The sequence below is a fragment of the Pseudomonas sp. HN2 genome (assembly GCF_020736465.1).
Taxonomy (GTDB): domain Bacteria; phylum Pseudomonadota; class Gammaproteobacteria; order Pseudomonadales; family Pseudomonadaceae; genus Aquipseudomonas; species Aquipseudomonas moraviensis_A.
On sequence record NZ_CP085885.1, the window covers coordinates 653,597 to 678,145 of the forward strand.

General features: G+C 61.2%; 25 protein-coding genes. 11 read left to right on the forward strand and 14 right to left on the reverse strand.

Going from position 1 to position 24,549, the window contains the following annotated elements; translation table 11 throughout:
• Positions 1-451 precede the first annotated feature (451 nt).
• A complete protein-coding gene (locus LIS66_RS02755) occupies positions 452-1,216 on the forward strand; it encodes an SDR family oxidoreductase (RefSeq protein WP_042608952.1) in 765 nt (254 codons plus the stop codon).
• 205 nt (positions 1,217-1,421) lie between these two features.
• Positions 1,422-2,327 carry a cation diffusion facilitator family transporter gene (locus tag LIS66_RS02760; protein WP_227973571.1) on the forward strand — a complete coding sequence of 302 codons (906 nt, stop codon included), beginning with the start codon at positions 1,422-1,424 and terminating at the stop codon, positions 2,325-2,327.
• Between the two features lie 93 nt (positions 2,328-2,420).
• Here the strand turns inward: LIS66_RS02760 and LIS66_RS02765 are convergent, their stop codons facing one another.
• The 7 genes from LIS66_RS02765 to LIS66_RS02795 all read right to left on the reverse strand — a co-directional run bounded on the left by LIS66_RS02765 (position 2,421) and on the right by LIS66_RS02795 (position 7,742).
• A complete protein-coding gene (locus LIS66_RS02765; RefSeq protein ID WP_227973572.1) occupies positions 2,421-3,554 on the reverse strand; it encodes an AGE family epimerase/isomerase in 1,134 nt (377 codons plus the stop codon).
• Positions 3,555-3,737: 183 nt separating this feature from the next.
• Positions 3,738-4,310, reverse strand: coding sequence for a HupE/UreJ family protein (locus tag LIS66_RS02770; protein WP_064363060.1), 573 nt, complete (start codon positions 4,308-4,310; stop codon positions 3,738-3,740).
• 27 nt (positions 4,311-4,337) lie between these two features.
• Positions 4,338-4,952, reverse strand: coding sequence for an urease accessory protein UreG (gene ureG / locus LIS66_RS02775; protein WP_064363057.1), 615 nt, complete (start codon positions 4,950-4,952; stop codon positions 4,338-4,340).
• 23 nt (positions 4,953-4,975) lie between these two features.
• On the reverse strand, positions 4,976-5,650 hold the full coding sequence (locus LIS66_RS02780; RefSeq protein WP_227973573.1) for an urease accessory protein UreF: 675 nt from the start codon (positions 5,648-5,650) through the stop codon (positions 4,976-4,978).
• A complete protein-coding gene (gene ureE / locus LIS66_RS02785) occupies positions 5,647-6,147 on the reverse strand; it encodes an urease accessory protein UreE (protein ID WP_123419914.1) in 501 nt (166 codons plus the stop codon). The genes LIS66_RS02780 and ureE overlap by 4 nt, the downstream gene beginning before the upstream one ends.
• A gap of 301 nt (positions 6,148-6,448) precedes the next feature.
• The gene (locus tag LIS66_RS02790) at positions 6,449-7,081 is read right to left on the reverse strand and encodes a TetR family transcriptional regulator (protein WP_042608945.1); all 633 of its coding nucleotides are present in this window, start codon (positions 7,079-7,081) and stop codon (positions 6,449-6,451) included.
• Between the two features lie 154 nt (positions 7,082-7,235).
• Entirely contained in the window at positions 7,236-7,742 is a 507-nt protein-coding gene (locus LIS66_RS02795; protein WP_042608944.1) for a hypothetical protein, read from the reverse strand.
• A 383-nt stretch (positions 7,743-8,125) separates the two neighbouring features.
• Between LIS66_RS02795 and LIS66_RS02800 the strand changes: the two genes are divergently transcribed.
• On the forward strand, positions 8,126-10,201 hold the full coding sequence (locus tag LIS66_RS02800; RefSeq protein WP_227973574.1) for an AsmA family protein: 2,076 nt from the start codon (positions 8,126-8,128) through the stop codon (positions 10,199-10,201).
• 101 nt (positions 10,202-10,302) lie between these two features.
• Here LIS66_RS02800 and LIS66_RS02805 read toward each other — a convergent pair whose 3' ends face one another.
• The gene (locus LIS66_RS02805; RefSeq protein WP_042608942.1) at positions 10,303-10,833 is read right to left on the reverse strand and encodes a ferritin-like domain-containing protein; all 531 of its coding nucleotides are present in this window, start codon (positions 10,831-10,833) and stop codon (positions 10,303-10,305) included.
• Positions 10,834-10,932: 99 nt separating this feature from the next.
• Positions 10,933-11,883 carry a LysR substrate-binding domain-containing protein gene (locus LIS66_RS02810; RefSeq protein ID WP_227973575.1) on the reverse strand — a complete coding sequence of 317 codons (951 nt, stop codon included), beginning with the start codon at positions 11,881-11,883 and terminating at the stop codon, positions 10,933-10,935.
• 108 nt (positions 11,884-11,991) lie between these two features.
• On the opposite strand from LIS66_RS02810, the gene LIS66_RS02815 reads away from it, so the two are divergent.
• Both LIS66_RS02815 and LIS66_RS02820 read left to right on the forward strand, forming a co-directional pair.
• Positions 11,992-12,645 (forward strand): FMN-dependent NADH-azoreductase, encoded by a 654-nt coding sequence (locus LIS66_RS02815; RefSeq protein WP_123419916.1) that lies wholly within the window; start codon positions 11,992-11,994, stop codon positions 12,643-12,645.
• A gap of 90 nt (positions 12,646-12,735) precedes the next feature.
• Positions 12,736-13,614, forward strand: coding sequence for an esterase/lipase family protein (locus LIS66_RS02820; RefSeq protein ID WP_227973576.1), 879 nt, complete (start codon positions 12,736-12,738; stop codon positions 13,612-13,614).
• A 114-nt stretch (positions 13,615-13,728) separates the two neighbouring features.
• Here the strand turns inward: LIS66_RS02820 and LIS66_RS02825 are convergent, their stop codons facing one another.
• Positions 13,729-14,616: a DMT family transporter gene (locus LIS66_RS02825; RefSeq protein ID WP_227973577.1), complete on the reverse strand. Its 888-nt coding sequence runs from the start codon at positions 14,614-14,616 to the stop codon at positions 13,729-13,731.
• A gap of 96 nt (positions 14,617-14,712) precedes the next feature.
• Between LIS66_RS02825 and LIS66_RS02830 the strand changes: the two genes are divergently transcribed.
• The 3 genes from LIS66_RS02830 (at position 14,713) to LIS66_RS02840 (ending at position 17,221) form a co-directional block, all read left to right on the forward strand.
• Positions 14,713-15,507: an AraC family transcriptional regulator gene (locus LIS66_RS02830; RefSeq protein WP_227973578.1), complete on the forward strand. Its 795-nt coding sequence runs from the start codon at positions 14,713-14,715 to the stop codon at positions 15,505-15,507.
• A 63-nt stretch (positions 15,508-15,570) separates the two neighbouring features.
• The gene (locus tag LIS66_RS02835; RefSeq protein ID WP_064363040.1) at positions 15,571-15,876 is read left to right on the forward strand and encodes a PsiF family protein; all 306 of its coding nucleotides are present in this window, start codon (positions 15,571-15,573) and stop codon (positions 15,874-15,876) included.
• 331 nt (positions 15,877-16,207) lie between these two features.
• The gene (locus LIS66_RS02840) at positions 16,208-17,221 is read left to right on the forward strand and encodes an AI-2E family transporter (protein WP_039756974.1); all 1,014 of its coding nucleotides are present in this window, start codon (positions 16,208-16,210) and stop codon (positions 17,219-17,221) included.
• Between the two features lie 141 nt (positions 17,222-17,362).
• On the opposite strand, the gene LIS66_RS02845 is transcribed toward LIS66_RS02840, so the two are convergent.
• Positions 17,363-18,637, reverse strand: a complete 1,275-nt coding sequence (locus LIS66_RS02845) for an Hsp70 family protein (protein ID WP_227973579.1) — start codon at positions 18,635-18,637, stop codon at positions 17,363-17,365.
• Between the two features lie 291 nt (positions 18,638-18,928).
• Between LIS66_RS02845 and LIS66_RS02850 the strand changes: the two genes are divergently transcribed.
• From LIS66_RS02850 to LIS66_RS02860, 3 genes are all read left to right on the forward strand, one after another.
• Positions 18,929-19,873 carry a DnaJ C-terminal domain-containing protein gene (locus LIS66_RS02850; RefSeq protein WP_024011397.1) on the forward strand — a complete coding sequence of 315 codons (945 nt, stop codon included), beginning with the start codon at positions 18,929-18,931 and terminating at the stop codon, positions 19,871-19,873.
• Between the two features lie 23 nt (positions 19,874-19,896).
• A complete protein-coding gene (locus LIS66_RS02855) occupies positions 19,897-20,202 on the forward strand; it encodes a chaperone modulator CbpM (RefSeq protein ID WP_042608936.1) in 306 nt (101 codons plus the stop codon).
• A gap of 177 nt (positions 20,203-20,379) precedes the next feature.
• Entirely contained in the window at positions 20,380-21,783 is a 1,404-nt protein-coding gene (locus LIS66_RS02860) for a hypothetical protein (protein ID WP_227973580.1), read from the forward strand.
• A 60-nt stretch (positions 21,784-21,843) separates the two neighbouring features.
• Here the strand turns inward: LIS66_RS02860 and ureC are convergent, their stop codons facing one another.
• The 3 genes from ureC to LIS66_RS02875 form a co-directional block, all read right to left on the reverse strand.
• Positions 21,844-23,544 (reverse strand): urease subunit alpha, encoded by a 1,701-nt coding sequence (gene ureC / locus LIS66_RS02865; protein ID WP_042608935.1) that lies wholly within the window; start codon positions 23,542-23,544, stop codon positions 21,844-21,846.
• Positions 23,545-23,703: 159 nt separating this feature from the next.
• Positions 23,704-24,012, reverse strand: coding sequence for an urease subunit beta (locus LIS66_RS02870; RefSeq protein WP_083354099.1), 309 nt, complete (start codon positions 24,010-24,012; stop codon positions 23,704-23,706).
• The gene (locus LIS66_RS02875; protein WP_042608933.1) at positions 24,009-24,545 is read right to left on the reverse strand and encodes a GNAT family N-acetyltransferase; all 537 of its coding nucleotides are present in this window, start codon (positions 24,543-24,545) and stop codon (positions 24,009-24,011) included. Before LIS66_RS02875 ends, LIS66_RS02870 begins: the two co-directional genes overlap by 4 nt.
• Positions 24,546-24,549: the final 4 nt, after the last annotated feature.

Sequence of the window (24,549 nt, forward strand, 5' to 3'; positions counted from 1 at the left end):
GGGTGCCATTGTCAACCTTTTTATAGCGTTGGTAGCACACACGATTTCGTGTGCCTCGGCCTGTGGATAAGTCTGTGACTAAACTCTGGAAAGACCTCGCTGAAGGCCGTAATTGCTGGCCTCGCGCAATCACGCGGTTGTACCGTCCGTCGTGCAAAATGCCCTGTCCCGCACATCCGGTCACTCAGGGTCAAGCAAAAAACTTTGCATTTCGCCCGCAAAGCCTTGTGCAGCGCGGCTTTGCGCGTTTCTACTTGCCCCCGGAAACTGTGGAGCAGACTGTGGATAACATGCGTGCACATGGCTGGAAGCCACGCAGGCTAAGGACTTGGTGCGTCTGGTTGATTTTTGTACAGACGGCGGGTGTTGCCCGTATCCGCGAGGGCGGGCATGCTGCCTGCTGATTTTCTATTCCAAGGGCTGCCGTGGCGGCCGAAGCAAGGAGAACACGATGTCCGACACCCTGTTTATCACCGGCGCGACGTCCGGTTTTGGTGAAGCCTGTGCCCGCCGTTTTGCCGAGGCTGGCTGGAAACTGGTGCTGACCGGCCGTCGTGAAGAACGCCTCAACGCCCTCTGCAGCGAGCTGTCGAAGCAGACCGAAGTGCACGGTCTGGTCCTCGATGTGCGTGATCGCAAGGCGATGGAAGAGGCGATCGCCAACCTGCCGCCGTCGTTCGCCAGACTCCGTGGCCTGATCAACAACGCCGGCCTGGCGCTTGGTGTCGATCCGGCGCCCAAGTGCGACCTGGACGATTGGGACACCATGGTCGACACCAATGTCAAAGGCCTGATGTACGCCACCCGCCTGCTGCTGCCACGCCTGATCGCCCACGGCCGTGGCGCCGGTATCGTCAACCTCGGTTCCATTGCCGGCAACTACCCGTACCCGGGCAGCCACGTGTATGGCGCAACCAAAGCCTTCGTCAAACAGTTCTCGCTGAACCTGCGTTGCGATTTGCAGGGCACGGGCGTGCGCGTGAGCAACATCGAACCCGGCCTGTGCGAAAGCGAGTTCTCGCTGGTACGTTTCGCCGGCGACCAGGAACGCTACAACGCCACTTACGCCGGCGCTGAGCCGATCCAGCCGCAGGACATCGCCGAGACAATTTTCTGGGTAATGAACACCCCGGCGCACATCAACATCAACAGCCTGGAGCTGATGCCGGTCAGTCAGACCTGGGCCGGGTTTGCCATTGAGCGCAACAAGACCTGATACCTGATCCTGTGGCGAGGGAGCTTGCTCCCGCTGGACTGCGCAGCAGGCCCCTGCTTTTTTGCTGAAACAGGGGGGGCGCTTCGCACCCCAGCGGGAGCAAGCTCCCTCGCCACAAAGTCGGGTGTAAATCGACGATAAGCTAAACTCCTCCCTCAACCAGCCACCGCATCCTGCGGTTTTTCAGGTTTCATGAGGAGTTCAAGTGAGTAACCGAGGTGAGCAGGCACTGCTCAAACAATCGACGCTGCTGATGCTGGCGGTGTCGATTGCCGGGATCGTCACCGGTTTTGTTTCAGGTTCGCAATCCATCCTGTTCGATGGTTTTTTCTCGCTGATCGCAACGTTTATCAAAATCCTGATGCTGATCACCGCCCGGTTGATCGCCAAGCAAAGCAATCAGCGTTTCCAGTTCGGCTTCTGGCATCTGGAGCCGATGGTGCTGCTGATTGAAGGCAGCTTCCTGCTGCTGATCGCCATCTATGCATTTCTCAATGGCGTGTTCGGCATCATCAACGGTGGTCGCGATATCGAGCTGGGTCTGGTGATCGTCTACGCGGCGGTGTTCACCGTCGTCGAGTTCGCTTATTTCTTCTACGTGCGCCGGCGTAATCGCACGCTCAAATCCAGCCTGATCCAGTTCGACAACATCAGTTGGCTGGTCGACGCGATGCTCTCGGTGGGCTTGTTGATCAGTTTCCTCGCCGCGCTGCTGCTCAAGTCCCAGGGTTATGGCGAGTGGGCGATGTATGTCGACCCGCTGATCCTTATCGTACTCGCGCTGAGCATGCTGCCCCCGGCGTTGAAGATCCTCGGCCCGGCGTTGCGTGATGTGCTGGGTATCGCCCCGGACACGCTGGATGAGCAGGTACGGCAGGTGATGGAGGTGGCGAAGGTCGAGCATGGTTTCGACGATTACGTCTCCTACGTACAAAAGCACGGTCGGGCGCGGTTCATCGAAATTCATGTGGTGCTGCCGGCGGCTTATCCGTTGCGCAATGTCGCGCAGCTGGACGCGTTGCGTGAGCAGATTTCCGCGCAGTTGGGCAAGCCGGATGCGGCGCGGTGGCTGACCATCAGTTTCACCGGGGACAAGAAGTGGATTGCCTGATGACCGCATAACGCCATTCGCGAGCAGGCTCGCTCCTATAATTTGAAATGCGTTTCTGTGTAGGAGCTGCCGAAGGCTGCGATCTTTTGATCTTCAAGCAAGATAAGCGGCCAAACCGTGATAGCAGGTCGCCAAATGATAAGGCGTGGTCGAAGGCATGTCCTTGCGGCTGACTTCGCCGTTTTCATCCCGGCACTCGTGCCACCCACCGGCGTGTAGAAACCGTTGCTGCAACGCCTGCAACTGGCGCAGCACCGCCGCTTCGCTGCCCTTGCGCAACGTCAGTGCGCGCAGGTATTCGGCCTGAGCCCAGATACGCTGGGTCGAATCCCTCGGTCGGCCATTGCTTTCCAGGTCAAGCATCGCCCGCACGGCGCCGCAAGACTCCAGCACTCCATATTGTTCGGTAAAGGCAAACGCCCGATCCAATGCCCGATGCAGTTTCGAATCGCGCAACAGCGGCGACGATTCGAGCAGGAAATACCATTCGAACTGATGCCCCGGCTCGTACCAGTTATCCACAGCGCCCAGCGGCTTCTCCATCAACACGCCATGTTGCGGATCGACGAATTGCTTGTGCATGGCTGTGCATAACTCAAGCAGGGCTTTCTGCGTCTGCGGATCTTCGCGCACCGCAAGGGTGGCCAGAAAGGCTTCAGCCAAATGCATCAGCGGATTTTGCAACGGGCCGGTCTGCAAGGTGATCCAGTCACGCTCAAGGCAGGCTTCGTACAAGCCGTCACCGGTGGCGAAACGGCGGCCGATGATTTCCAGCGCGGCGTTCAATGTCGACTCGGCCAGCGAATCGCCGGACTTGTGCCAGTAATGCGCGCAGGCAAACAGAATGAAAGCGTGGGTGTAGAGATCCTTGCGCTGATCCAGCGGCTTGCCCTGGGCGTCGATGCTGTAGAACCAGCCGCCATGCTCGGCGTCATGGAAGTGCCGTTGCAAGGAACGGAACAGCGCCGCCGCCCGTGCTTCGGCGTTATCCACAACCCCGATCAAGCTGGAGAACAGGTACAGCTGCCGTGCGCAGGCCATCGCCCGATAACGTTGCGCCGGCAACGCTTGATGCGCGGCGTCCAGTGCCTCATAGGGCAACGCCATGTCGGCATTCCAGCCCGGGCCTTGCCACAGCGGCACGATGACATGCAGAAAATGCTTCTGCACCTCGGCAAACAGGGCGTTCAATTCGGGCAGGGTGGTGGAGCGGGAAGCGTGGGGCATGAGCGGATGTCGTCACGGGCTGGGGCGATTGCGCGACATGGTAGCAGAGAGCACCGCTTGAGAGATGCGGTGTCTGTCAGGCCGTCTTCGCGAGCAGGCTCGCTCCCACAGTGGATTTGCAGCGTACATAAAACCTGTGGGAGCGAGCCTGCTCGCGAAGAGACCAGTGCAGGCGCTAAACAATCATCCTGCCAACAACCAGACCCCGGTCGCCGCCGAAGCCGCACCCGCCAGTCGCACAAGCGGTGCCGCTGCCTGCGGAAGAACCCGCACCACGCCATAGCCGAGCGCATGCAACACCGCCGTCGCCGCGACAAACCCGGTCGCATACGCCCACGGGCTGCTCATCTCCGGCAACTCCAGCCCATGCGCCACGCCATGGAACAGCGCAAACAGCGCCGTCGCCGCCACCGCCATCACCAGCGGTGGACGCACCGCCAGTGCCACGGCCAGGCCCAGCGCCAATACCGACGCGGCAATCCCGCTTTCCAGCGCCGGCAACTCCAGCCCTTCAAAACCGAGCAGGCCGCCCAGCAGCATGGTGCCGACAAAGGTGCACGGCAGCGCCCAGCGCGCCGCGCCTTGCTGCTGCGCCGCCCACAAACCGACGGCGAGCATTGCCAGCAAATGGTCGAGACCGCCGATCGGGTGGCTGATGCCCGCGACCAGGCCACTGTCGCCATGGCCCGGGTGAGCGAAGGCCAGCGCCGGTGTCAGCAGCAGCGCCACGGCGCCAAGAATGCGTTTGAATGTCATGGATAAGCTTCCTTGTTGATAAGTGAATCAGGCGGCGGTCAGCAGGCCCTGGCGTTCGATGAAGGCGATGATTTCTTCAAGGCCCTGACCGGTTTTCTGGTTGCTGAACACGAACGGCTTGCCGTTGCGCATGCGTTTGGTGTCGCTGTCCATCATTTCCAGCGAGGCGCCTACCAGCGGAGCCAGGTCGATCTTGTTGATCACCAGCAGGTCGGACTTGCAGATACCGGGCCCGCCCTTGCGCGGCAGCTTGTCGCCGGCGGAAACGTCGATCACGTAGATGGTCAGGTCGGACAGCTCGGGGCTGAAGGTCGCCGAGAGGTTGTCGCCGCCGGACTCGACCAGAATCAGATCCAGCCCTGGAAAGCGTCGGTTCAGTTGGTCGACCGCTTCAAGGTTGATCGAAGCGTCTTCGCGGATTGCGGTGTGCGGGCAACCGCCGGTTTCCACACCGATGATCCGCTCCGGCGCGAGGGCCTCGTTGCGCACCAGGAAATCGGCGTCTTCGCGGGTGTAGATATCGTTGGTGACCACGGCGAGGTTGTAGCGCTCGCGCAGGGCCAGGCACAGGGCCAAAGTCAGCGCAGTCTTGCCGGAACCGACCGGGCCGCCGATGCCGACGCGCAGAGGTTGTGTTTGCATTTCATTCTCCAAAATAAACAGGCCTAAGAGCGGAAGAGACGGCTGTACTGGCGTTCATGGGCCATGCACGCCAGGGACAGACCGAAAGCGGCGCTGCCGATGTGTTCGGGATTGATTCGGCTCGCGTCGTGCTGCGCCTGTTGCAGCAGCGGCAGCAGCTCGCTGGTAAGGCGCTGGGCGGCTTGCTGGCCCAGCGGCAGAGTCTTCATCAATACAGCGAGCTGGTTTTCCAGCCAGCTCCACAGCCACGCGGCAAGCGCGTCCTGGGGGCTGATGCCCCAGGCGCGCGCGGCCAGTGCCCAGCACAGGGCCAGATGCGGTTCTGTGATCTGTGCAAGAAAATCGCGGGCGGACGCGTCGAGTTCCGGCAAACCGTTCAACAACTGCTGCAAGGAGTAGCCCATCTGCCGGCTCTCCAGATGCAGTTCGCGGGTTTCGCGGCTGGCACGATGGTTTTCGCAAAGTAGCTGCAGGTCCGCCCAGTTTTCGTCCGCCGCCACCCGGCAATGCGCCAACAGCAGCGGCGCTTCGAAGCGGGCGAGATTGAGCAGCAGTTGGTCGCTGATCCAGCGACGGGCGCTGTCCGGGTTGTTCACCCGGCCGTTATCCACCGCCATTTCCAGACCCTGGGAATAGCTGTAGCCGCCAATCGGTAATTGCGGACTGGCCAGACGCAGCAGCGCCCAGGCCGGATTCACAGGCGCACGCCGAACTGATGGAGTTTCGGCGCGTAGTTGAAGTCCTCGTCACCGTGGCGGGAATGATGATGGCCGCCGCCGTAGGCGCCGTGCTCCGGCTGGAACGGCGCTTCGATGGCTTCGACTTGTGCGCCGAGCTGTTCGAGCATGGCCTTGAGCACGTAATCGTCGAGCAGGCGCAGCCAGCCATCGCCGACCTGTAGGGCGACATGGCGGTTGCCGAGGTGATAGGCCGCGCGCGTCAGTTCGAACGCATTGGCGCAGGTGACATGGAGCAGTTGTTCGGGACGGGCGCAGACGCGCACGACGCGGCCGTCTTCGGCCTGCAGGCATTCGCCGTCAAACAGCGGTGGCTGGCCGCGCTCCAAAAACAACCCGACGTCTTCGCCTTCGGCACTGAAACAGCGCAAACGGCTTTTGCTGCGCGCTTCGAAGGTCAGGTGCAACTCGGCGGCCCAGACGGGTTGAGGGTCGATTCTGCGATGAATCACCAGCATCGGAAAGCTTCCAGCAATGAACGTTGATTGGGCTAGAGCAAGGGCCGCGCCAATCGCACGAGATGTAGGAAATAGCTGTCGGCGCGTATCCGATCTTTCAACAGGCGCGGGGATTCTGGAAGGTTTTGGTGCATGAAGAATTTGTCATGCACCAAATCGAGGCTATTGCGGTGCACCCTTGTAGGGGTGAGCCTGCTCGCGATGACGGTGGATCAGTCAGTAAATATCTGACTGTTAAACCGCTATCGCGAGCAGGCTCGCTCCCACAGGGGATTTGTGGGGTAGCAGAGAGAGGGGGGAGTTATTCGGTACTGCCCAGCCCTTGCCAGTGCTTGAGGCCGATGAAGATGAAGCGCAGTTGCTGGGTGATCTTCGCCTGCGGCGTCAGGTGCTCCGGCAAGGCTTCGGGCGGTGGGTCGATGATGTCGGGGAGGGTGGCGAAGACTGATTTGACGATCAGGTCGGCCATCACGCTCAGACCCGCCAGATCCAGATGTTGCAGTTTGGGCATCAGCGCCAGGTCCGCCGCGAGGTCGGCGCTGATGTTCTCGCGCAAGCGTCCGATTGCCTGCCGTACCGGCAGCGAGCCGCCATACTGTTCGCGGGCGAGAAACAGGAATTGCGAGCGGTTGGCGTTGACCACATCAAGGAAGATGCGCACCGACGCATCGATGATGCCGCCCATGACGAATTCATTGTGCCGCACCAGGCGGATGGTCTCGCGGAAGGTCTGGCCGACTTCGCTGACCAGCACCAGCCCCAACTCGTCCATGTCGGCAAAGTGACGATAGAACCCAGTGGGCACGATGCCGGCGGTCTTGCTCACTTCGCGCAGGCTCAGGCTGCCGAATCCTCGGCCGCTTTCCATCAGGTGGCGGGCAGCGTCCATCAAGGCGTTGCGGGTCTGTTGTTTCTGTTCGGCGCGGGGCAGCATCGCAGGGTGTGTTCTTCGGCAGGACAAGCGCCGCACTCTAGCAAATCGGCTTTGTCGGCGTCGAACGGGGAGTCGTGCAGCGAGGAATTTACAGAAGCTGAAAAGTCAAAAGCCCAATCCGCTGATTGGGCTTTTTTGCCGGGCCGTCATGGGCTCAGCTCAGTTTGCTGTTGCGTTCGATCACACGGTCACCACCGCCTTCAGCGAGGGCTTGACCCAGTGGGGTTTTATCGAAGCCGTCATCAGCCAGGGTCTGGCCCTGTGGAGTGCGCTCGGAACCGTCAGACGCCAGGGTCTGGCCTTGTGGGGTGCGCTCGGTGCCGTCGGAGGCGAGGATCTGACCTTGAGGCGTGCGATCCGAACCGTCTTGCACCAGACCTTTTTCTTCGAGGCGATTGCGACCGTTTTCAGCCAGGGCTTGCCCTTGTGGGGTGCGATCCGAGCCGTCTTGAACCAGGCCTTTTTCTTCGAGGCGGTTGCGGCCGTTTTCAACCAGGGTCTGACCTTGTGGAGTGCGCTCGGAACCGTCGGAAGCTACGGTCTGGCTAAACACCGAGTGGCTCGATTTGATTTGCGGAGTGGCCTGATCGGCAGCGGGCAGGGCGAAAGCAGTGCTGGCTAGCATCGACAGGGTAAGGCTGAGCAGTAATTGGCGTTTCATGATAGTGGCTCCTTGGGAGGGCGATAAAGTGGGTACGAGGGCAATGCTACTCTCGATAAGTCGATATAAAAGTTCATAAACGCAATGGTAATAATCAACAGAATTGATTGTTCCACGCGAAGGCTCTAGCACGGGGCTTTCCGGGCGGCGGTTTTGCACCGTCGTGGGTATTTTCGACTCACTCGCGCCTCGCAAAAGTGCGGGTCGCGGTAACACTGCTCGACCGATCGGTCAGATTTGCTGCGCTTTTTATGGCTTAAACTGCCTTTCGATTAAACCTGCGGGCCTTTCGCCAGTCACAGACTGCATAGGGGCCGCTTCGGTCTGCCGTTTCAGCTGTGCGTCGGGTAATCGGCGTGCAGTCGTGATCAGGAGCTTTGTGCATGACGCGCACTGGAAAAATCTTCAGTTGGACCTTCGCCATCCTCGTGCTGCTAGTGGCAGCCTTGATTCTGATCATCGTGTTCTTCGACTGGAACCGGATCAAACCCACCATCAACGCCAAAGTCTCGGAAGAACTGCACCGGGCGTTTGCCATCAATGGCAACCTCGCGGTGATCTGGCAGCGCGAGCCGGAAGAGGGCGGCTGGCGTGCCTGGGTGCCGTGGCCGCACGTGGTCGCGGAGGACCTGAGCCTGGGCAATCCGGACTGGTCGAAGCAGCCGCAGATGGTCACGCTGAAACGCGTCGAGCTGCGCATTTCGCCGCTGGCCCTGCTGGCCCAGCGCGTGGTGATTCCGCGCATCGACCTGACCGAGCCGAATGCCGAGCTGCAACGTCTGGCCGATGGCCGCGCCAACTGGACCTTCAAATTCGACCCCAAGGACCCGAATGCCGAGCCATCGAACTGGGTGGTCGACATCGGCGCGATCGGCTTCGACAAGGGCCACGTGACCCTCGACGATCAGACCCTGAAAACCAATCTCGACGTGTTGATCGACCCGCTCGGCAAGCCGATCCCCTTCAGCGAAATCGTCGGCGACAAAGCGGCGAAAACCGCTCAGGACAAGGGCGGCGCACCGCAGGACTACGCTTTTGCGCTCAAGGTCAAAGGCCAGTACCACGCGCAGAATCTCACCGGGCAGGGCAAGATCGGCGGGCTGTTGGCTTTGCAGGACGCGAGCAAACCGTTCCCGTTGCAGGCCCAGGCGAAGATTGGCGACACCCGAATTGAGCTGGCCGGCACCCTCACCGACCCGCTTAACCTCGGCGCCCTCGACCTGCGCCTGAAGCTCGCCGGCGATAGCCTTGGCAATCTCTATCCGCTGACCGGCGTAACCCTGCCGGACACGCCACCGTATTCCACCGACGGTCACCTGATCGCCAAGCTGCATGACGAGGCCGGGGCGAGATTCACTTACGAGAAATTCAACGGCAAGATCGGCGACAGCGACATCCACGGCGACCTCACCTACGTCGCCAGCCAGCCACGGCCGAAACTCAGCGGTGCGTTGCTCTCCAATCAACTGCTGTTCGCCGACCTCGCGCCATTGATCGGCGCCGACTCCAACACCGAACAGAAAGCCCGTGGCGGTGCGAGCAAGCAACCCGCGGACAAGGTTCTGCCGGTAGAAGAGTTCAAGACCGACCGCTGGCGCGCCATGGATGCCGATGTCGAGTTCACCGGCAAACGTATCGTCCACAGCGAGAAGCTGCCGTTCAACGACCTCTATACCCATGTGAAACTCAACGATGGCGAGCTCAGCCTGGAACCGCTGCGCTTCGGCGTTGCTGGCGGCACCCTGGATGCACAGATTCGCCTCAATGGCCGCACCGAACCACTGGAAGGCCGGGCGCGTTTGACCGCACGCAAGTTCAAGCTGAAAGAGTTGTTCCCGACTTTCGAACCGATGAAAACCAGTTTCGGTGAGCTCAACGGCGATGCCGACATCAGCGGCCGTGGCAATTCCGTGGCGAAGCTGCTCGGCGGCGCCAACGGTAATCTGAAGATGCTGATCAACGACGGTGCGATCAGCCGTGAGCTGATGGAACTGGCCGGGCTCAATGTCGGTAACTACGTGGTCGGGAAGATCTTTGGCGACAAGGAAGTGAAGATCAATTGCGCGGCGGCGGACTTCGATATCAAGACCGGCCTGGCGACCACGCGGCTGTTTGTCTTCGATACGGAGAACGCAATCATCTACATCGATGGCACGGCAAACATGGCCACCGAGCAACTCGATCTGACCGTGACGCCTGAATCCAAGGGCTGGCGCCTGATCTCCCTGCGCTCGCCGCTGTATGTGCGCGGCAAGTTCATCAAGCCGGATGCCGGCGTCAAAGCCGTACCGTTGATGTTGCGTGGAGCGGGGATGGTCGCGTTGGGCGTGATCGCCGCACCAGCGGCGGGATTGCTGGCGCTGGTGGCGCCGAGCGGTGGCGAGCCGAATCAATGCGCGCCGTTGCTGGAGCAGATGAAGCAGGGCAAGGCGCCGGTGACCGTCAAACCTACCAAGTAAGCAGGGCAGATCAAAAGATCGCAGCCTTCGGCAGCTCCTACATTTGGAATGCGTTCCTTGTGTAGGAGCTGCCGAAGGCTGCGATCTTTTGCTGTTAAGGGTTACAGGTCGTTGAGGATGTCCGCCATGTCGTCGGCGTGCTCTTCTTCCTGGGCGAGGATGTCTTCGAAGATGCGGCGGGTGGTCGGGTCCTTGTCGCCGATGTACTGGATGATTTCCCGGTAGCTGTCGATCGCGATACGCTCGGCCACCAGATCCTCGTAAACCATTTCCTTGAGCGAATTGCCGGCCACGTACTGCGCGTGGGACAGCTTGCTCAGCAGGTCAGGGTTGAACTCCGGCTCGCCGCCCAGTTGCACAATGCGTTCAGCGAGGCGATCGGCGTGTTCGGCTTCCTGGTTGGCATGCTCGAGGAATTCGTCGGCGGCGACGTTGGCTTTCAGGCCGTTGGCCATGAAGTAATGGCGCTTGTAGCGCAATACGCAGACCAGTTCGGTGGCCAGCGACTCGTTCAGCAAGCGCAGCACCTCCTCACGGTTGGCACTGTAGGTCTCGGTGACCGCGCCGTTTTCCACGTGTTGCCGTGCGCGTTCGCGCAGGGTTTGAACATCAGACAAATGCAGGTCACTCATTTCATTCTCCTGGAGGCTAATCCGATGGGCGCCACGTTCTGAAGACGCGGTCGCTACCCAGGTTGTGAGTCTTGAGCGAAGCGAAAAGTTTTATGCGATTTACGCCGGGCTCCGTGCAGGAACTGCTGAAGACTGCGATCTCGGGGTCAGTCCAGACAACAGCGCTTCGTCCTGCAACCAGCGGAAAAACGCCCGCACCGGTGGATGCCGCTCGCGGCCCGGCACGCACAGCGCGCTGTATCCGGCGCCGTCGACCTGCACCTCGCCCCGGTAGGGCACCAGCAGACCGCTGCTGACGCTTTCCGACACCAGAATATTGCTCGCCAGCACCAGGCCCTGACCGGCGATCGCCGCTTGCAGCGCGTAATGCTCCTCGTCGTATGCGCGATTGACCGGATTCTGCTCCAGCCAATGCTCACCGGCCCTGGCGCACCACGCTTGCCAGCCATGCGCATACAGCTTCGAGTTGTGCCAGAGCACGCTGATCAGTGTCGGCGTGCGCCGCGCGGCCAGCGCCACCTGCTCGGGCGAGCCGTAAACGCCGAAGGATTCGTCGAACAGACACAGTCCATACAGGTTCGGGTAATCGTCGAGGCTGTAGCGCAAGACCAGATCGACGCTGGCGTCCTGATGCAAATCGATGACCTCGCAATGGGTATCGAGGCGCACATTGATCGTCGGATGTTGCGCATAGAAGCGCCCGAGGCGCGGCACCAGCCACAACGCGGCAAACGCCGCCGTGGTCGACAACGTCAGGGTGCTGGCATTGCGTTGCGGGCGCAGGGTGTCGACGCTTTGCGCAACCTCCAGCAGCGCACCGTGCACGCTGCGAAACAGACGCTCGCCACCCTCGGTCAGGCGCACCTGCCGCGGCAGGCGTTCGAACAGGGCAACGCCGAGCCAGTCCTCCAGCGAACGAATCTGATGAGAGATCGCCGTCGGCGTCACCGCCAGTTCTTCCGCCGCCGCCTTGAAGCTCAGCAGGCGAGAAGCGGATTCGAAAGCGCGCAGGGCGGTCAGCGGCAGAGAAGTGAACATTGAAAACTCCATGGATGAAATGAATTCATCCCGACTGATTTTTGCTCATTTGAAGAGCAGCAGCGAGCGGCTTCACGCTGCAGGCCTCAAGAGGTTTGAGTTTAGCTGGAGGATTTATAGATGAGCAGGATTCTTGTGGTGCATGGCAGTCCGCGTGGGGATCGGTCGACTTCGCGGCGTTTGGCGGAGGGATTTCTGAGTGCCTGGCAGGAGCGTCATCCAGAAGGGCAGGTGACCCGCCGCGAAGTCGGGCGGGTGCCGGTTCCTGCAGTCAACGAGGCTTTTGTGGCGGCGGCGTTTTATCCACAACCGCAGGCGCGGCCATTGGTGATGCAGGCGGATCTGGCGCTCAGCGATCAATTGGTCGACGAGTTGTTCACCCACGATCTGCTGCTGATTTCCACGCCAATGTACAACTTCAGCGTGCCCAGCGGCCTCAAGGCTTGGGTCGATCAGATTGTGCGGTTGGGGCTGACCTTCGATCACACGCTGGACAATGGCGTCGCGCAGTACAGCCCATTGTTGCAGGGTAAGAAAGCCTTGATCGTCACCAGTCGCGGCGGTTTCGGCTTTGGCCCGGGCGGGGACCTGGCGGCGCTCAATCACGCCGACCCATGGCTGCGCACTGCGCTGGGCTTTATCGGTATCAATGACGTCAGCGTGGTCGCGGCAGAAGGCGAGGAGTCCGCTGAGCGCACCTTCGCGGTGTCGGTGGCCGAGGCCGAGCAGCGTTTGCTCGAACTGGCCCGGGAGTTTCAGGTGGGGTTGATGTAGGCTCATCCAAGAGTTGTCATCGTCACGGTGGATGCTTGGCGGGCGTCTTGCACGTCAGGCCTCCACTCACCGCGCACAAGGATGTAACCCATGTCGACACGTTATCCACTGGTGCTGGTGCCGGGCATGCTCGGCTTTGTCCGGCTGGTGCTTTACCCGTACTGGTTCGGCATCATCAAGGCCTTGCGCCATGGTGGTGCGACGGTGATCGCGGTGCAGGTTTCGCCGCTCAACTCCACCGAAGTGCGCGGTGAGCAGTTGCTGGCGCGGATCGAGGACATTCTCCGCGAGAGCGGGGCGCAGAAGGTCAATCTGTTCGGTCACAGCCAGGGCGCGCTGACGGCGCGCTATGCAGCGGCGAAACGTCCCGATCTGGTCGCCTCGGTAACCTCGGTGGCCGGGCCGAATCACGGTTCGGAGCTGGCCGATCATCTGGAAAAAAACTATCCGGCGAACACCGCCAAAGGGCGTCTGCTCGAAGCATTGTTGCGCTTGATCGGCTGGATCATGGCGATGCTCGACACCGGTTATCACGGGCCAAGATTGCCTGTGGATATCCATGCCTCCCACCACTCGCTGACGACGGCGGGCGTTGCCTTGTTCAATCAACGTTATCCACAAGGGTTGCCGCAAACCTGGGGCGGGCAGGGCCCGGAAGAGGTCAACGGAGTGCGTTACTACTCTTGGTCAGGAACGCTGCAGCCGGGCAAGACCGATCGTGGTGGCAATCTTTTCGACGGCACCAATCGCAGTTGCCGCCTGTTCGCCACGACCTTCGTTCGCGAGCTTTGGCAGTGCGATGGCATGGTCGGTCGTTACAGCTCGCATCTGGGCACGGTAATCGGTGATGACTATCCGCTGGATCATTTCGACATCGTCAATCAGTCGCTGGGGCTGGTGGGCAAGGGCGCGGATCCGGTGCGGCTGTTTGTCGAGCATGCGGCGCGGCTGGAGGCGGCTGGGTGTTAACAGTCAAACCGCGTCATCGTTCTTCGCGAGCAAGCTCGCTCCCACAGGTGTCTGCATTTCAACTGAAGGAATGCGCTTGAATGTGGGAGCGAGCCGGCTCGCGAAAGCGTCGGTTCAGGCGACGCTGATCCTGCGGCCCAACACTGTGGTCCAGCGCTCCGACAAAACCACCCCACCCAAGGTCAGCAATCCGCCCACCAGGTGATACATCGCCAACTGCTCCTTCAGCACCACCGCGGCAATCATCGCGGTAATCAGCGGCAGCAGATTGAAGAACAACGTTGTCCGGCTCGGCCCCAGCCGCTGCACCGCCTGCATCCACGCCAGCGGCGCGACCATCGAAGCGAGCAGGCACGCATACAGCACCAGCGGCACGTTCTGCAGATTCAAACCGGTCTTCGGCGACACCGCGAACAACGGAAACAACACCACAATCGCCACCAGCACCTGCAAGTACAGGAGCACCAACGGTGGCAGGCGCAGCTGCCATTTTTTCAACAGCGTGCTGTAAACCGCATAGGCCAGCGTCGCGATCAGCATCATCGCGTCACCCATGTTGACCCCGTGTTGCAGCAGCGCACCGAGGCTGCCGGCCGACACCACCACCAGCACGCCAGCGAACGACAGCACTGCGCCGACCAGGGCGCCAGCCGTCAGGCGCTGACCGAGGCTGACGATCGCCATGGCCAGCGACATCAACGGCATCAGCGAGAGAATGATGCCCATGTTGGTGGCCGTGGTCAGGGTCGCGGCGAAGTAGGCGAGGCTCTGATACACCGCCATGCCGAGCACGCCGAGGACGAAGATCCGCCCCAGGTTCGGCCGAATCTGCGGCCAGTGCGCGATGACTTTGCGCAGCATGAACGGCGTAAACAGCAGCCCGGCCAGCAGCCAGCGATAGAAACCGATCTCGGCGGGGAAGATCGCCCCGACGGCCAGTTTGTTGATCACGGTATTGCCGGCCCAGATGAAAATCGCCAGCAGGGGAAACGCGTATTGCATGGGACAAAACCAGAGCGTTGATGAAGCGCGATTATCCCCTGTCTGGATGCAGGCCTATACTGCGAACCAGACAACCTGCCCCTGCATCCGGACAGCATGAACAGTAAACACATCGACTTGCTCGCATTCAGCCAATTGCCGTCAGCGGTGTACTTCCGCTACGCCGATTTCAATGCCCACGAATATGCCGCGCCCCATCGGCATCCCTGGGGCACGCTGGAATACGCGGCCCATGGCGTGCTGCACATGGATGTCGACGGCAGTCGCTTCATGTCGCCGCCGCAATACGCGGTGTGGGTGCCGCCCGAGGTCGAGCACAGTTTCTACAGTCATCAACCGGTCAACTACCGCGCGGTGTGCCTTGATCCCGATGTCTGCGCGCGCTTGCCGGCGCGCCCCTGCACGTTGGCAATCAGCGACATTCTCAAGGCGATCCTCAAGGACTTCGCCGCCCGCGATGTGAAGATCCCCGAACATGCGGCCGACCAGCGTCTGGCCCAGGTGCTGGTCGATCAACTGCAACAAGCGCCGGTGCAGGAATGTTACCTGCCGTATGCGAGCAGTCCCGGGCTGCTGACGATTCTGGAAACCTTGCAGGCGGCGCCGGGCGACAATCAGCCCTTGGCGCATTGGGCCGCGCAGGTGCATGTCAGCGAGCGCACGCTGGCGCGGCAGTTTGTCCGCGAGCTGGGCATGAGCTTTGGCGAGTGGCGTCAGCGCCTGCGTTATCTGGCGGCGATCGAAGCGCTGGAGACGTCGCGTTCGGTGCAGGAAATCGCTTTCGATCTCGGCTACAGCAGCGGCTCGGCCTTCATCGCCATGTTTTCCCGCCAGGCCGGTTGTACGCCAGAGCAGTATCGGCGCAGCCACCTCGACGACAGGAAGGTGTAACAAGCTTTGACTACACTGCGACAGAGGCCGCATCCATCGGTGCGGCAACAAGGAGAAAACTCCATGAAGATGTTGCGTGTGCCGTTGTTGATGATCGGTCTGCTCCTGTGTTCCCAGGGTTTCGCCGCCACGGCGCAACAGAACAAGATGACCACCTGCAATGCCGATGCGACCGCCAAGAGCTTGAAGGGCGATGAGCGCAAGGCGTTCATGAGCACCTGCCTGAAAGCGGCGCCAGCGGCCAACGATGGCAAGGTGCTGACCCCGCAGCAGCAGAAAATGACTACCTGCAATGCCGATGCGAAAACCAAGGCGCTGACCGGCGATGCGCGCAAGACATTCATGAGTGAGTGTCTGAAGAAGAAATAAGCGGGCTCCATGCGTGTCCGATTGATTCGGTCGGCTTGAGATTTGCCCTCACCCTAACCCTCTCCCGGAGGGAGAGGGGACCGACCGCATGTATACCGACAGGAACTGTGGTCTGAAATACCGAGTCGATGGCGGATTCGGCGCTGCACGTTCAGGTCGGCAAATTTCTCGAGCAACCCCCAATCGGTCCCCTCTCCCTCTGGGAGAGGGCTAGGGTGAGGGGGAAAATCGCACGCGTTGCACGAAAATCCGAAACCCCGCATATCCCTAGTGCTAACCCCGGATCGCTGGCAGACTGCCCATCCTTTCACGCCGTTCGTTTTGAGGCTGTATGCCAACGTTTTCTCAGCGTCATGTTGTGTTCTGGGTCAGTTGCATCATCATTTTTGGCGGACTGCTGCTGGTGCTGCCGCTGCGCCTGTTGCCGAGCCTGCTGGCCGGATTGCTGGTGTTCGAGCTGGTCAACATGCTCACCCCGCAACTGCAACGACTGATCGAAGGGCGGCGTGCGCGCTGGTTGGCGGTGGCGCTGCTCGGCACGCTGGTGGTGAGTGTGCTGGCGCTGATCTTCGCCGGGGCTATCAGTTTCCTCCTGCATGAAGCGGAAAATCCGGGCGCTTCGCTGGATAAATTCATGGGCGTGGTCGATCGCGCGCGGGGGCAGTTGCCGCCGTTCATCGACGCCTATCTGCCGGCCAGCGCGGCGGAGTTTCGCGTGGCGATCGGCGAGTGGGCGAGCAAGCATCTGGCCGACCTGCAACTGGTCGGCAAGGACGCCGCGCACATGTTCGTCACCCTGCTGATCGGCATGGTGCTCGGCGCGATCATCGCCCTGCAGCGCATCCCCGACGTGACCAAGCGCAAACCCCTGGCCGCGGCCCTGTTCGACCGTCTGCATCTGCTGGTGCAGGCGTTTCGCAATATCGTCTTCGCCCAGATCAAGATTTCCCTGCTCAACACGGTGTTCACCGGGATCTTCCTCGCAGTGATCCTGCCGATGTTCGGCATCAAGCTGCCGCTGACCAAAACCCTGATCGTGCTGACCTTCCTGCTCGGCCTGCTGCCGGTGATCGGCAACCTGATGTCGAACACGCTGATCACCATCGTCGGCCTGTCGCTGTCGATCTGGGTAGCGCTCGCCGCGCTGGGCTACCTGATCGTTATCCACAAGCTCGAATACTTCCTCAACGCGCGCATCGTCGGCGGGCAGATCAGTGCCAAATCGTGGGAGTTGCTTCTGGCGATGCTGGTGTTCGAAGCCGCGTTCGGTTTGCCGGGCGTGGTGGCGGGACCGATTTATTACGCGTACCTGAAGAGTGAGTTGAAGCTGGGCGGGATGGTTTGAGCTGACTGTCTGGCTGTCGACCATTGTGGCGAGGGAGCTTGCTCCCGCTGGGGCGCGAAGCGGCCCCGCTCTTGAAAGTCCAAAGCAGGGGCCTGCTGCGCAGTCCAGCGGGAGCAAGCTCCCTCGCCACAGAGAGTGTGGTCAGTTCATGGCGCCGTAGCGCTTCATCGCTTCAATCGCCAGGCCGCTGCCAATGCTGCCAAAGATGTTGCCTTCGACATGCCGCGCGTTCGGCAACATTGCCGACACGCTGTTGCGCAGGGCCGGGATGCCACTCGAACCCCCGGTGAAAAACACCGTGTCGACCTGATCGACCGCAACTCCGGCGTCATTCAACAGCTGCGTAACGCTGCCGCGCACGCGCTCGAGCAAAGTTTCGATTGCCGATTCGAACAGCGCACGCGTCAGCTCGACGCTCAGGCCGGCTTCGATGCGGTCCAGCGGCACGTGACGGCTGTCGGCGTGGGTCAGCTGGATCTTGGTTTCTTCGACTTCCATCGCCAGCCAGTGGCCGGCGCGCTGTTCGATCAGTTTGAACAGGCGATCGATGCCGCCGGTGTCTTCGATGTCGTAGCGCATGCTGCCCAGGGCCAGCGTGGACTTCTGCGAGTACACCGAGTTGATCGTGTGCCAGGTCGCCAGGTTCATATGGTGGCTGGTCGGCATGTAGGCACCGCTTTTCATCCGGCTGCCGTAGCCGAACAGCGGCATCAGGCCCTGCAGGCTCAGCTGTTTGTCGAAGTCGGTACCGCCGATGTGCACGCCGCCGGTGGCGAGGATGTCATCGTGACGGTTATCCACAGCGCGGCGCTCGGGCGACAGGCGCACCAGCGAGAAGTCGGAGGTACCACCGCCGATGTCGACGATCAGCACCAGCTCTTCTTTTTCGATGGTCGACTCATAGTCGAATGCCGCCGCGATCGGCTCGTACTGGAATGACACGTCTTTGAAACCGATCTTGCGCGCCACTTCGACCAAGGTGTCTTCGGCTTCCTGGTCAGCCAACGGATCGTCATCGACGAAAAATACCGGACGGCCCAGCACCACTTGTTCGAATTCCCGACCGGCGGCGGCTTCGGCGCGGTGCTTGAGCTGACCGATGAACAGCCCGAGCAGGTCCTTGAACGGCATCGCCGTGCCGAGGACGCTGGTGTCGTGCTTGATCAGCTTGGAACCGAGCAGACTCTTGAGCGAGCGCATCAGGCGGCCTTCGTAGCCTTCCAGATACTCGTGCAGGGCCAGGCGACCGTACACCGGGCGGCGCTCCTCGATGTTGAAGAAGACCACCGACGGCAGGGTGATCTTGTCGTCTTCCAGCGCAATCATGGTGTCCATGCCGGGGCGCAGCCAGCCGACGGTGGAGTTGGACGTGCCGAAGTCGATGCCGCAGGCACGGGCTGGAGAGGCGTCTTTCATGTCTTTCGGATTCCGGTCAAAAAACGGCCGCGCAGTGTATGTCAGTGCGCGGCAGATTCGAAGGCCGGTCATCCGCTATTTCGCCACTTGGCAGGTTGAAAACCGCCGCATCGCCCCAAACTTGCTGGCATGGGCCGGCAGACACACCGGCGGTCGCAAGAACCGTCGTCCACTGCCGATAAACTTCTGCGGCGCCACCCGGTCACAACCTTGAGATCGGTCAACCCGGCACGCGCCATTCGGGCGCACGCTGGCCTCGGCGCGAAATCGATAACGGATGGTGATCCTTCAATGGACTTCAAAGACTATTACAAGATACTCGGCGTGGAGCCGACAGCCGACGACAAGGCCATCAAAGCGGCCTATCGCAAGCTGGCGCGCAAATACCACCCCGATGTCAGCAAGGAAAAAGACGCCGAGGCCAAGTTCAAGGACGCCTCGGAAGCCTATGAAGCGCTGAAAAGCGCCGACAAGCGCGCCGAATACGACGAGTTGCGTCGTTATGGCCAGCACGGTCAGCCGTTCCAGGGGCCACCGGGTTGGCAGAGCCGTGGCGGTTTTGGCGGCGGCGGTGGCGACACCGGCGACTTCTCGGACTTCTTCAGTTCGATCTTCGGCAATCGCGGCCCCGGTTTCGGTGGCGCCGAGAGCCGCCAATCACGCGGACGCCGAGGGCAAGACGTGGAAATGGAATTGCCGGTCTTCCTCGAAGAAACCCTGTCGAACGAATCGAAGAAAGTCACCTTTCAGGTGCCGCAATACAACGCGCACGGCCAGCACGTGAGCAACACCAGCAAGAGCCTGAACGTGAAGATCCCGGCCGGCGTGACCGATGGCGAGCGCATTCGCCTCAAGGGCCAGGGCGCACCGGGCATCGGTGGCGGAGCGAATGGCGATCTGTACCTGACCATTCGTTTTGCGCCGCACCCGAAATTCGATGTCGAAGGCGAAAACCTGATCATTACCTTGCCGCTGGCGCCGTGGGAGCTGGCATTGGGCACTGAAGTGGCCGTGCCGACCCTGACCGGCAAGATCAACCTCAAGGTTCCGGCCGGCAGTCAGAATGGCCAGCGCATGCGTGCCAAGGGCCACGGCCTGCTGAACAAGGCCGGCGAGCGCGGTTATCTGTTCGTGCAACTCAAGGCCGTGATGCCGAAAGCGTCCGACGATGAGGTCAAGGCGCTGTGGCAGGAACTGGCGAAGAAAGCCGCGTTCAACCCGCGAGAGAACTTCTGAACCCGACGACGGAGTAGCCCATCATGAGCAGCCCCCTGATCGTTCAACTGGACCTGGCAGAATTCTGTGAGGCGGCCGATTTGTCGGACGTCTACGTGATCGAAATCGTCGAGCACGGCATCCTCGAACCTCAGGGCGCGCAGCCCCGGGAATGGCGCTTCACCGATTACGAACTGGCGCTGGCCAAACGTGCGGCGAAGCTGCGGCGTGATCTTGAGCTGGAGTGGGAAGGCGTGGCGCTGGCCCTGGACCTGCTGGAGGAAGTGCAAGCGCTGCGCGCCGAGAACCGCATGTTGCGGCAACGGTTGGGGCGCCTGGTGGTGGAATAGAGGGTCTGAAGGCTGTGTGCGGGTCATCAGCGGGTTAGTGTTTGCGCGTGTTTCCATCCATGTTAAGCGTGAGCAGGGTCTGATACTTTTTCGCGCTCAGGTCGGCAATGGATGCCGACTGTCGTAGCGCCAGCCACGCGGGCCAGCGCTACGCAAACTTTGCAAGGAAGCCTGCCCATGCCAGTCAAACCCAAACCGCCCAAAACGGCCACAGCCGATGTGAACACGCCTGCGCGCCCGCCTGTCGATGCAACTGCGCAGGGTCTTGAAACGCTGCGCATTACCCCCGATCCGGTCATTCACCAGACCCCGCGCGATACGCAAGGAACCGGCGACGGCACGCGGCAGATCGAGACCGCAGCCGCAACGCCGAACATCCAGGTTCACCCATCATCGTCCAGCGCTTCAATGGCCGCGACCGCTGAAGCCGTTTCTCTGCAGCATTATCTGATTCCCTCGACGGTTGCCTTGCCAGGCGCCGATGCTCAGGGGTTTCGTGTGTTCAAGGGACGTCAATACGCCGACCTGCAGAATGGCGGTACCGTCCTGCTTGGCGTCGATGCCGAAACCGGTCTGTACCGGGCCACATTACCCAGCGAGGCGCAAGCCTCCGGTCCCACTCTCGCGTTCGACCCGCTGCACAATCACTGGTATCCGCTGCAGGATTTCACCGCGCCCGCGGACGGTTCCGTACTCCTGCCGCGGAAAAACCGCAGGGTAAGCCGGCAGAGTGACGATGAATTCGAGTCGGCGCTCGAAGAGCTGCCCACTGATCACGACGGCGCTGGCGAGACGTTTTATCTGGCCTCCGAATCGATGCCGATCCAGCCTTACACGGCGGAAGAATTGAACACGATGCGCAGTGAAACGCGTTATTCATTCCTGGCCAATCAATTGGGTACCTACAACCGCGCCAACAACGGCAAGTATCCGCTGCGCGACACCGCTGGCCGGCCGATTCGCATCAAAAAACTGCAAACGAAAGTGCGCTTCGAAAACGGCGATCTCTACACCTCCGAGCAGATCAAACCTTACATCAGGTTTGAAGGGTACGAGGATGTCGCGCGGCTGTATGAGGAGAAGCTGCAATGGCGCGTGTTTACCGAAGCCGATATGCAAGCCCCCGGTGAGCGGGCCTTGATCGGTCAGTCCATGGTGGTCGCCAACCGGCGCATTGCCAAAGGCGAGGCGCTGGGTGTCTACGGCGGGGCCATCACGCCAGCACGCTTCGTCCAGCCCCACGAGCAGACCTTCACCATGCTTGCCGGTGTACGTTTGAAGTATGGCGCCGGAGAGTTTATCCCCGATCCGCTCGCGATCCTGGGTGACACCATCATGTCCCGCATCAACTCCACCTTTGAATATGACGCGACGGGCAAACCTGTGCGTCAGGCAACGGAGGGGTACAACGTCGAGCTGGTGCCGTTCGATGTCGAGGCGCAGCAATGGATCGGCAAACAGTTGGTCACCAGGGATTTTATTCTCAACGCCGTATTTGCCACCCAGGACATCCCCGCGGGCACCGAGCTGCGTCTGGATTACAACTACAGCGAGCAACAGATGTCGTGGGCGTTTCCCTGAGCCTTTGCCATGCACGGCTGAATACGGATGTGCCCGTCCGTATTCAGCCCCCGGCAGTTATCAGAACAGAAAGTAACGCTGCGCCATCGGCAGTGTTTCCGCCGGCTCGCACCACAGTAATACGCCGTCTGCCTTGACCTGATAGGTCTGAGGATCGACATCGATGTCCGGCAGATAGTCGTTGTGGATCAGGTCGGTTTTCTGCACGTCGCGGCAGCCTTTGACCACCGCGATTTTCTTCTTCAGTCCCAAGGCTTGCGGCAGTCCGGCCTCCTGCGCCGCCTGACTGATAAAGGTCAGGCTGGTGGCGTGCAGCGAGCCACCGTAGCTGGCGAACATCGGCCGGTAGTGCACCGGTTGCGGCGTCGGAATCGAGGCGTTGGCATCGCCCATCAGACTGGCGGCAATCGCACCGCCCTTGAGGATGAGCGTCGGCTTCACGCCAAAGAATGCCGGGCGCCACAGCACCAGGTCTGCCCATTTGCCAACTTCGATCGAACCGACTTCATGGCTGATGCCGTGGGTGATCGCCGGATTGATCGTGTATTTGGCGATGTAGCGTTTGGCGCGGAAGTTGTCGTTGCCTTCGCCATCCTGCGGCAGCGGGCCGCGCTGTTTTTTCATCTTGTCGGCCGTCTGCCAGGTTCGCGTGATGACTTCGCCGACGCGGCCCATGGCCTGACTGTCGGAGCTGATCATCGAAAACGCACCGAGGTCGTGGAGGATGTCTTCAGCAGCTATCGTCTCTCGGCGGATACGGCTCTCGGCGAAGGCGACATCTTCGGCGATGCTTGGATCGAGGTGGTGGCAGACCATCAGCATGTCGAGGTGTTCGTCGATGGTGTTGCGGGTGAATGGCCGGGTCGGGTTGGTCGAGCTCGGTAGCACGTTGGGGAAACCGCAGGCCTTGATGATGTCCGGCGCGTGGCCGCCACCGGCACCTTCGGTGTGATAGGTGTGGATCGTGCGGCCCTTGAACGCACCGAGGGTGGTTTCGACGAAACCGGATTCGTTGAGGGTGTCGGTGTGGATCGCCACCTGCACATCGTACTGATCGGCGACGTTCAGGCAGTTGTCGATGCTCGCCGGGGTGGTGCCCCAGTCCTCGTGCAGCTTGAGGCCGATGGCGCCGGCCCTGACCTGTTCGATCAACGGCTCCGGCAGGCTGGCGTTGCCTTTGCCGGTCAGACCGATGTTCATCGGGAAGGCATCGGCGGCCTGGAGCATGCGCGCCAGATGCCACGGACCGGAGGTGCAGGTGGTGGCGTTGGTGCCGGTGGCAGGTCCCGTGCCGCCGCCGATCATGGTAGTCACGCCGCTCATCAGTGCTTCTTCGATCTGCTGCGGGCAGATGAAGTGGATATGCGTGTCGATGCCGCCAGCGGTGAGGATCATGCCTTCGCCGGCAATCACTTCGGTGCCGGCGCCGATGGCGATGGTCACATCGGGCTGCACGTCGGGGTTGCCGGCCTTGCCGATCGCGGCAATGCGTCCGTCCTTGAGGCCGACATCGGCCTTGACGATGCCCCAGTGGTCGATGATCAGCGCATTGGTGATCAGTGTGTCGACCACTTCGGCGGCGAGCAACTGGCTCTGGCCCTGGCCGTCGCGGATGACTTTGCCACCACCGAATTTCACTTCCTCGCCGTAGGTGGTGAAGTCCTTCTCGACTTCGATCCACAGCTCGGTATCGGCCAGGCGCACCTTGTCGCCGACGGTGGGGCCGAACATGTCGGCGTAGGCGCTTCTAGAAATCTTCATGTGCTTGCCTTGGGATTCAATTGGGTCTGAAATCGCTCGCATTACTCGCTATCGCAGCCTCGCTGCGCTCGTCAGCTCCTACAGTCAGTGATCGGTTCGAGACCGAGTGACATTTGTAGGAGCTGCCGAAGGCTGCGATCTTTTCGGGGCACGCCTAAATCAGTCGAGATCACCCATGATGCGTCCGGCAAATCCGAACACCCGGCGCTTTCCGGCGTAATCCACCAGTTCGACCTCACGGCTCTGCCCCGGCTCGAAGCGCACGGCGGTGCCGGCGGGAATGTTCAGGCGCATGCCGCGACTGGCTGCGCGATCAAAGGTCAGCGCGTCGTTGGTTTCAAAAAAGTGATAGTGCGAGCCGACCTGGATCGGCCGGTCGCCGCTGTTGGCGACTTTCAGGCTGACGGTGCGACGGCCGACGTTGAGTTCGATGTCGCCGGGCTGGATCTGGTATTGGCCAGGAATCATCGCTGGGCTCCTTGCAGGACTTTGTAATAGAGCGCGGTCGGGCGATAGGTGCCGTTCGGGTCGCAGGCGTAATCAGGGATTTCGCCTGCGCGAACGTAGCCCAGCGCCTTGTAGAAATCTTCAGCCGGCGAGCCGGCCTCGGTGTCGAGATAGAGCATGCCGCGCTTGTGCTTGGGCGCTTCGAGTTCCAGCGCCTGCATCAGTTGCTGACCGAGACCGCGGCGGCGGGCGTGTTCGCGAACCAGCAGTTTCTGCACTTCGGCGCGGTTCAGACCGTTGGCTTTCTGGCACAGGCCCAATTGCACACTGGCCAGCACCTGCTCGTCCTTGACCACCACCCACAGCAGCGTGCTGCCCTTGTTGACGTTGTCCTGCACCTCGTCGAAATAGGCGCGCGCCTGCGCGGCATCGAGGTCGGCCATGAAGCCGACGCTGGCGCCGTAACCGACGGCGTCGAGCAGCAGATCGATCAGGCCCTGGCGATAGTGGGCAAAACTCTCAGCGTTGACGCGGCGCAACTGGGCGGCGTTCATCGAC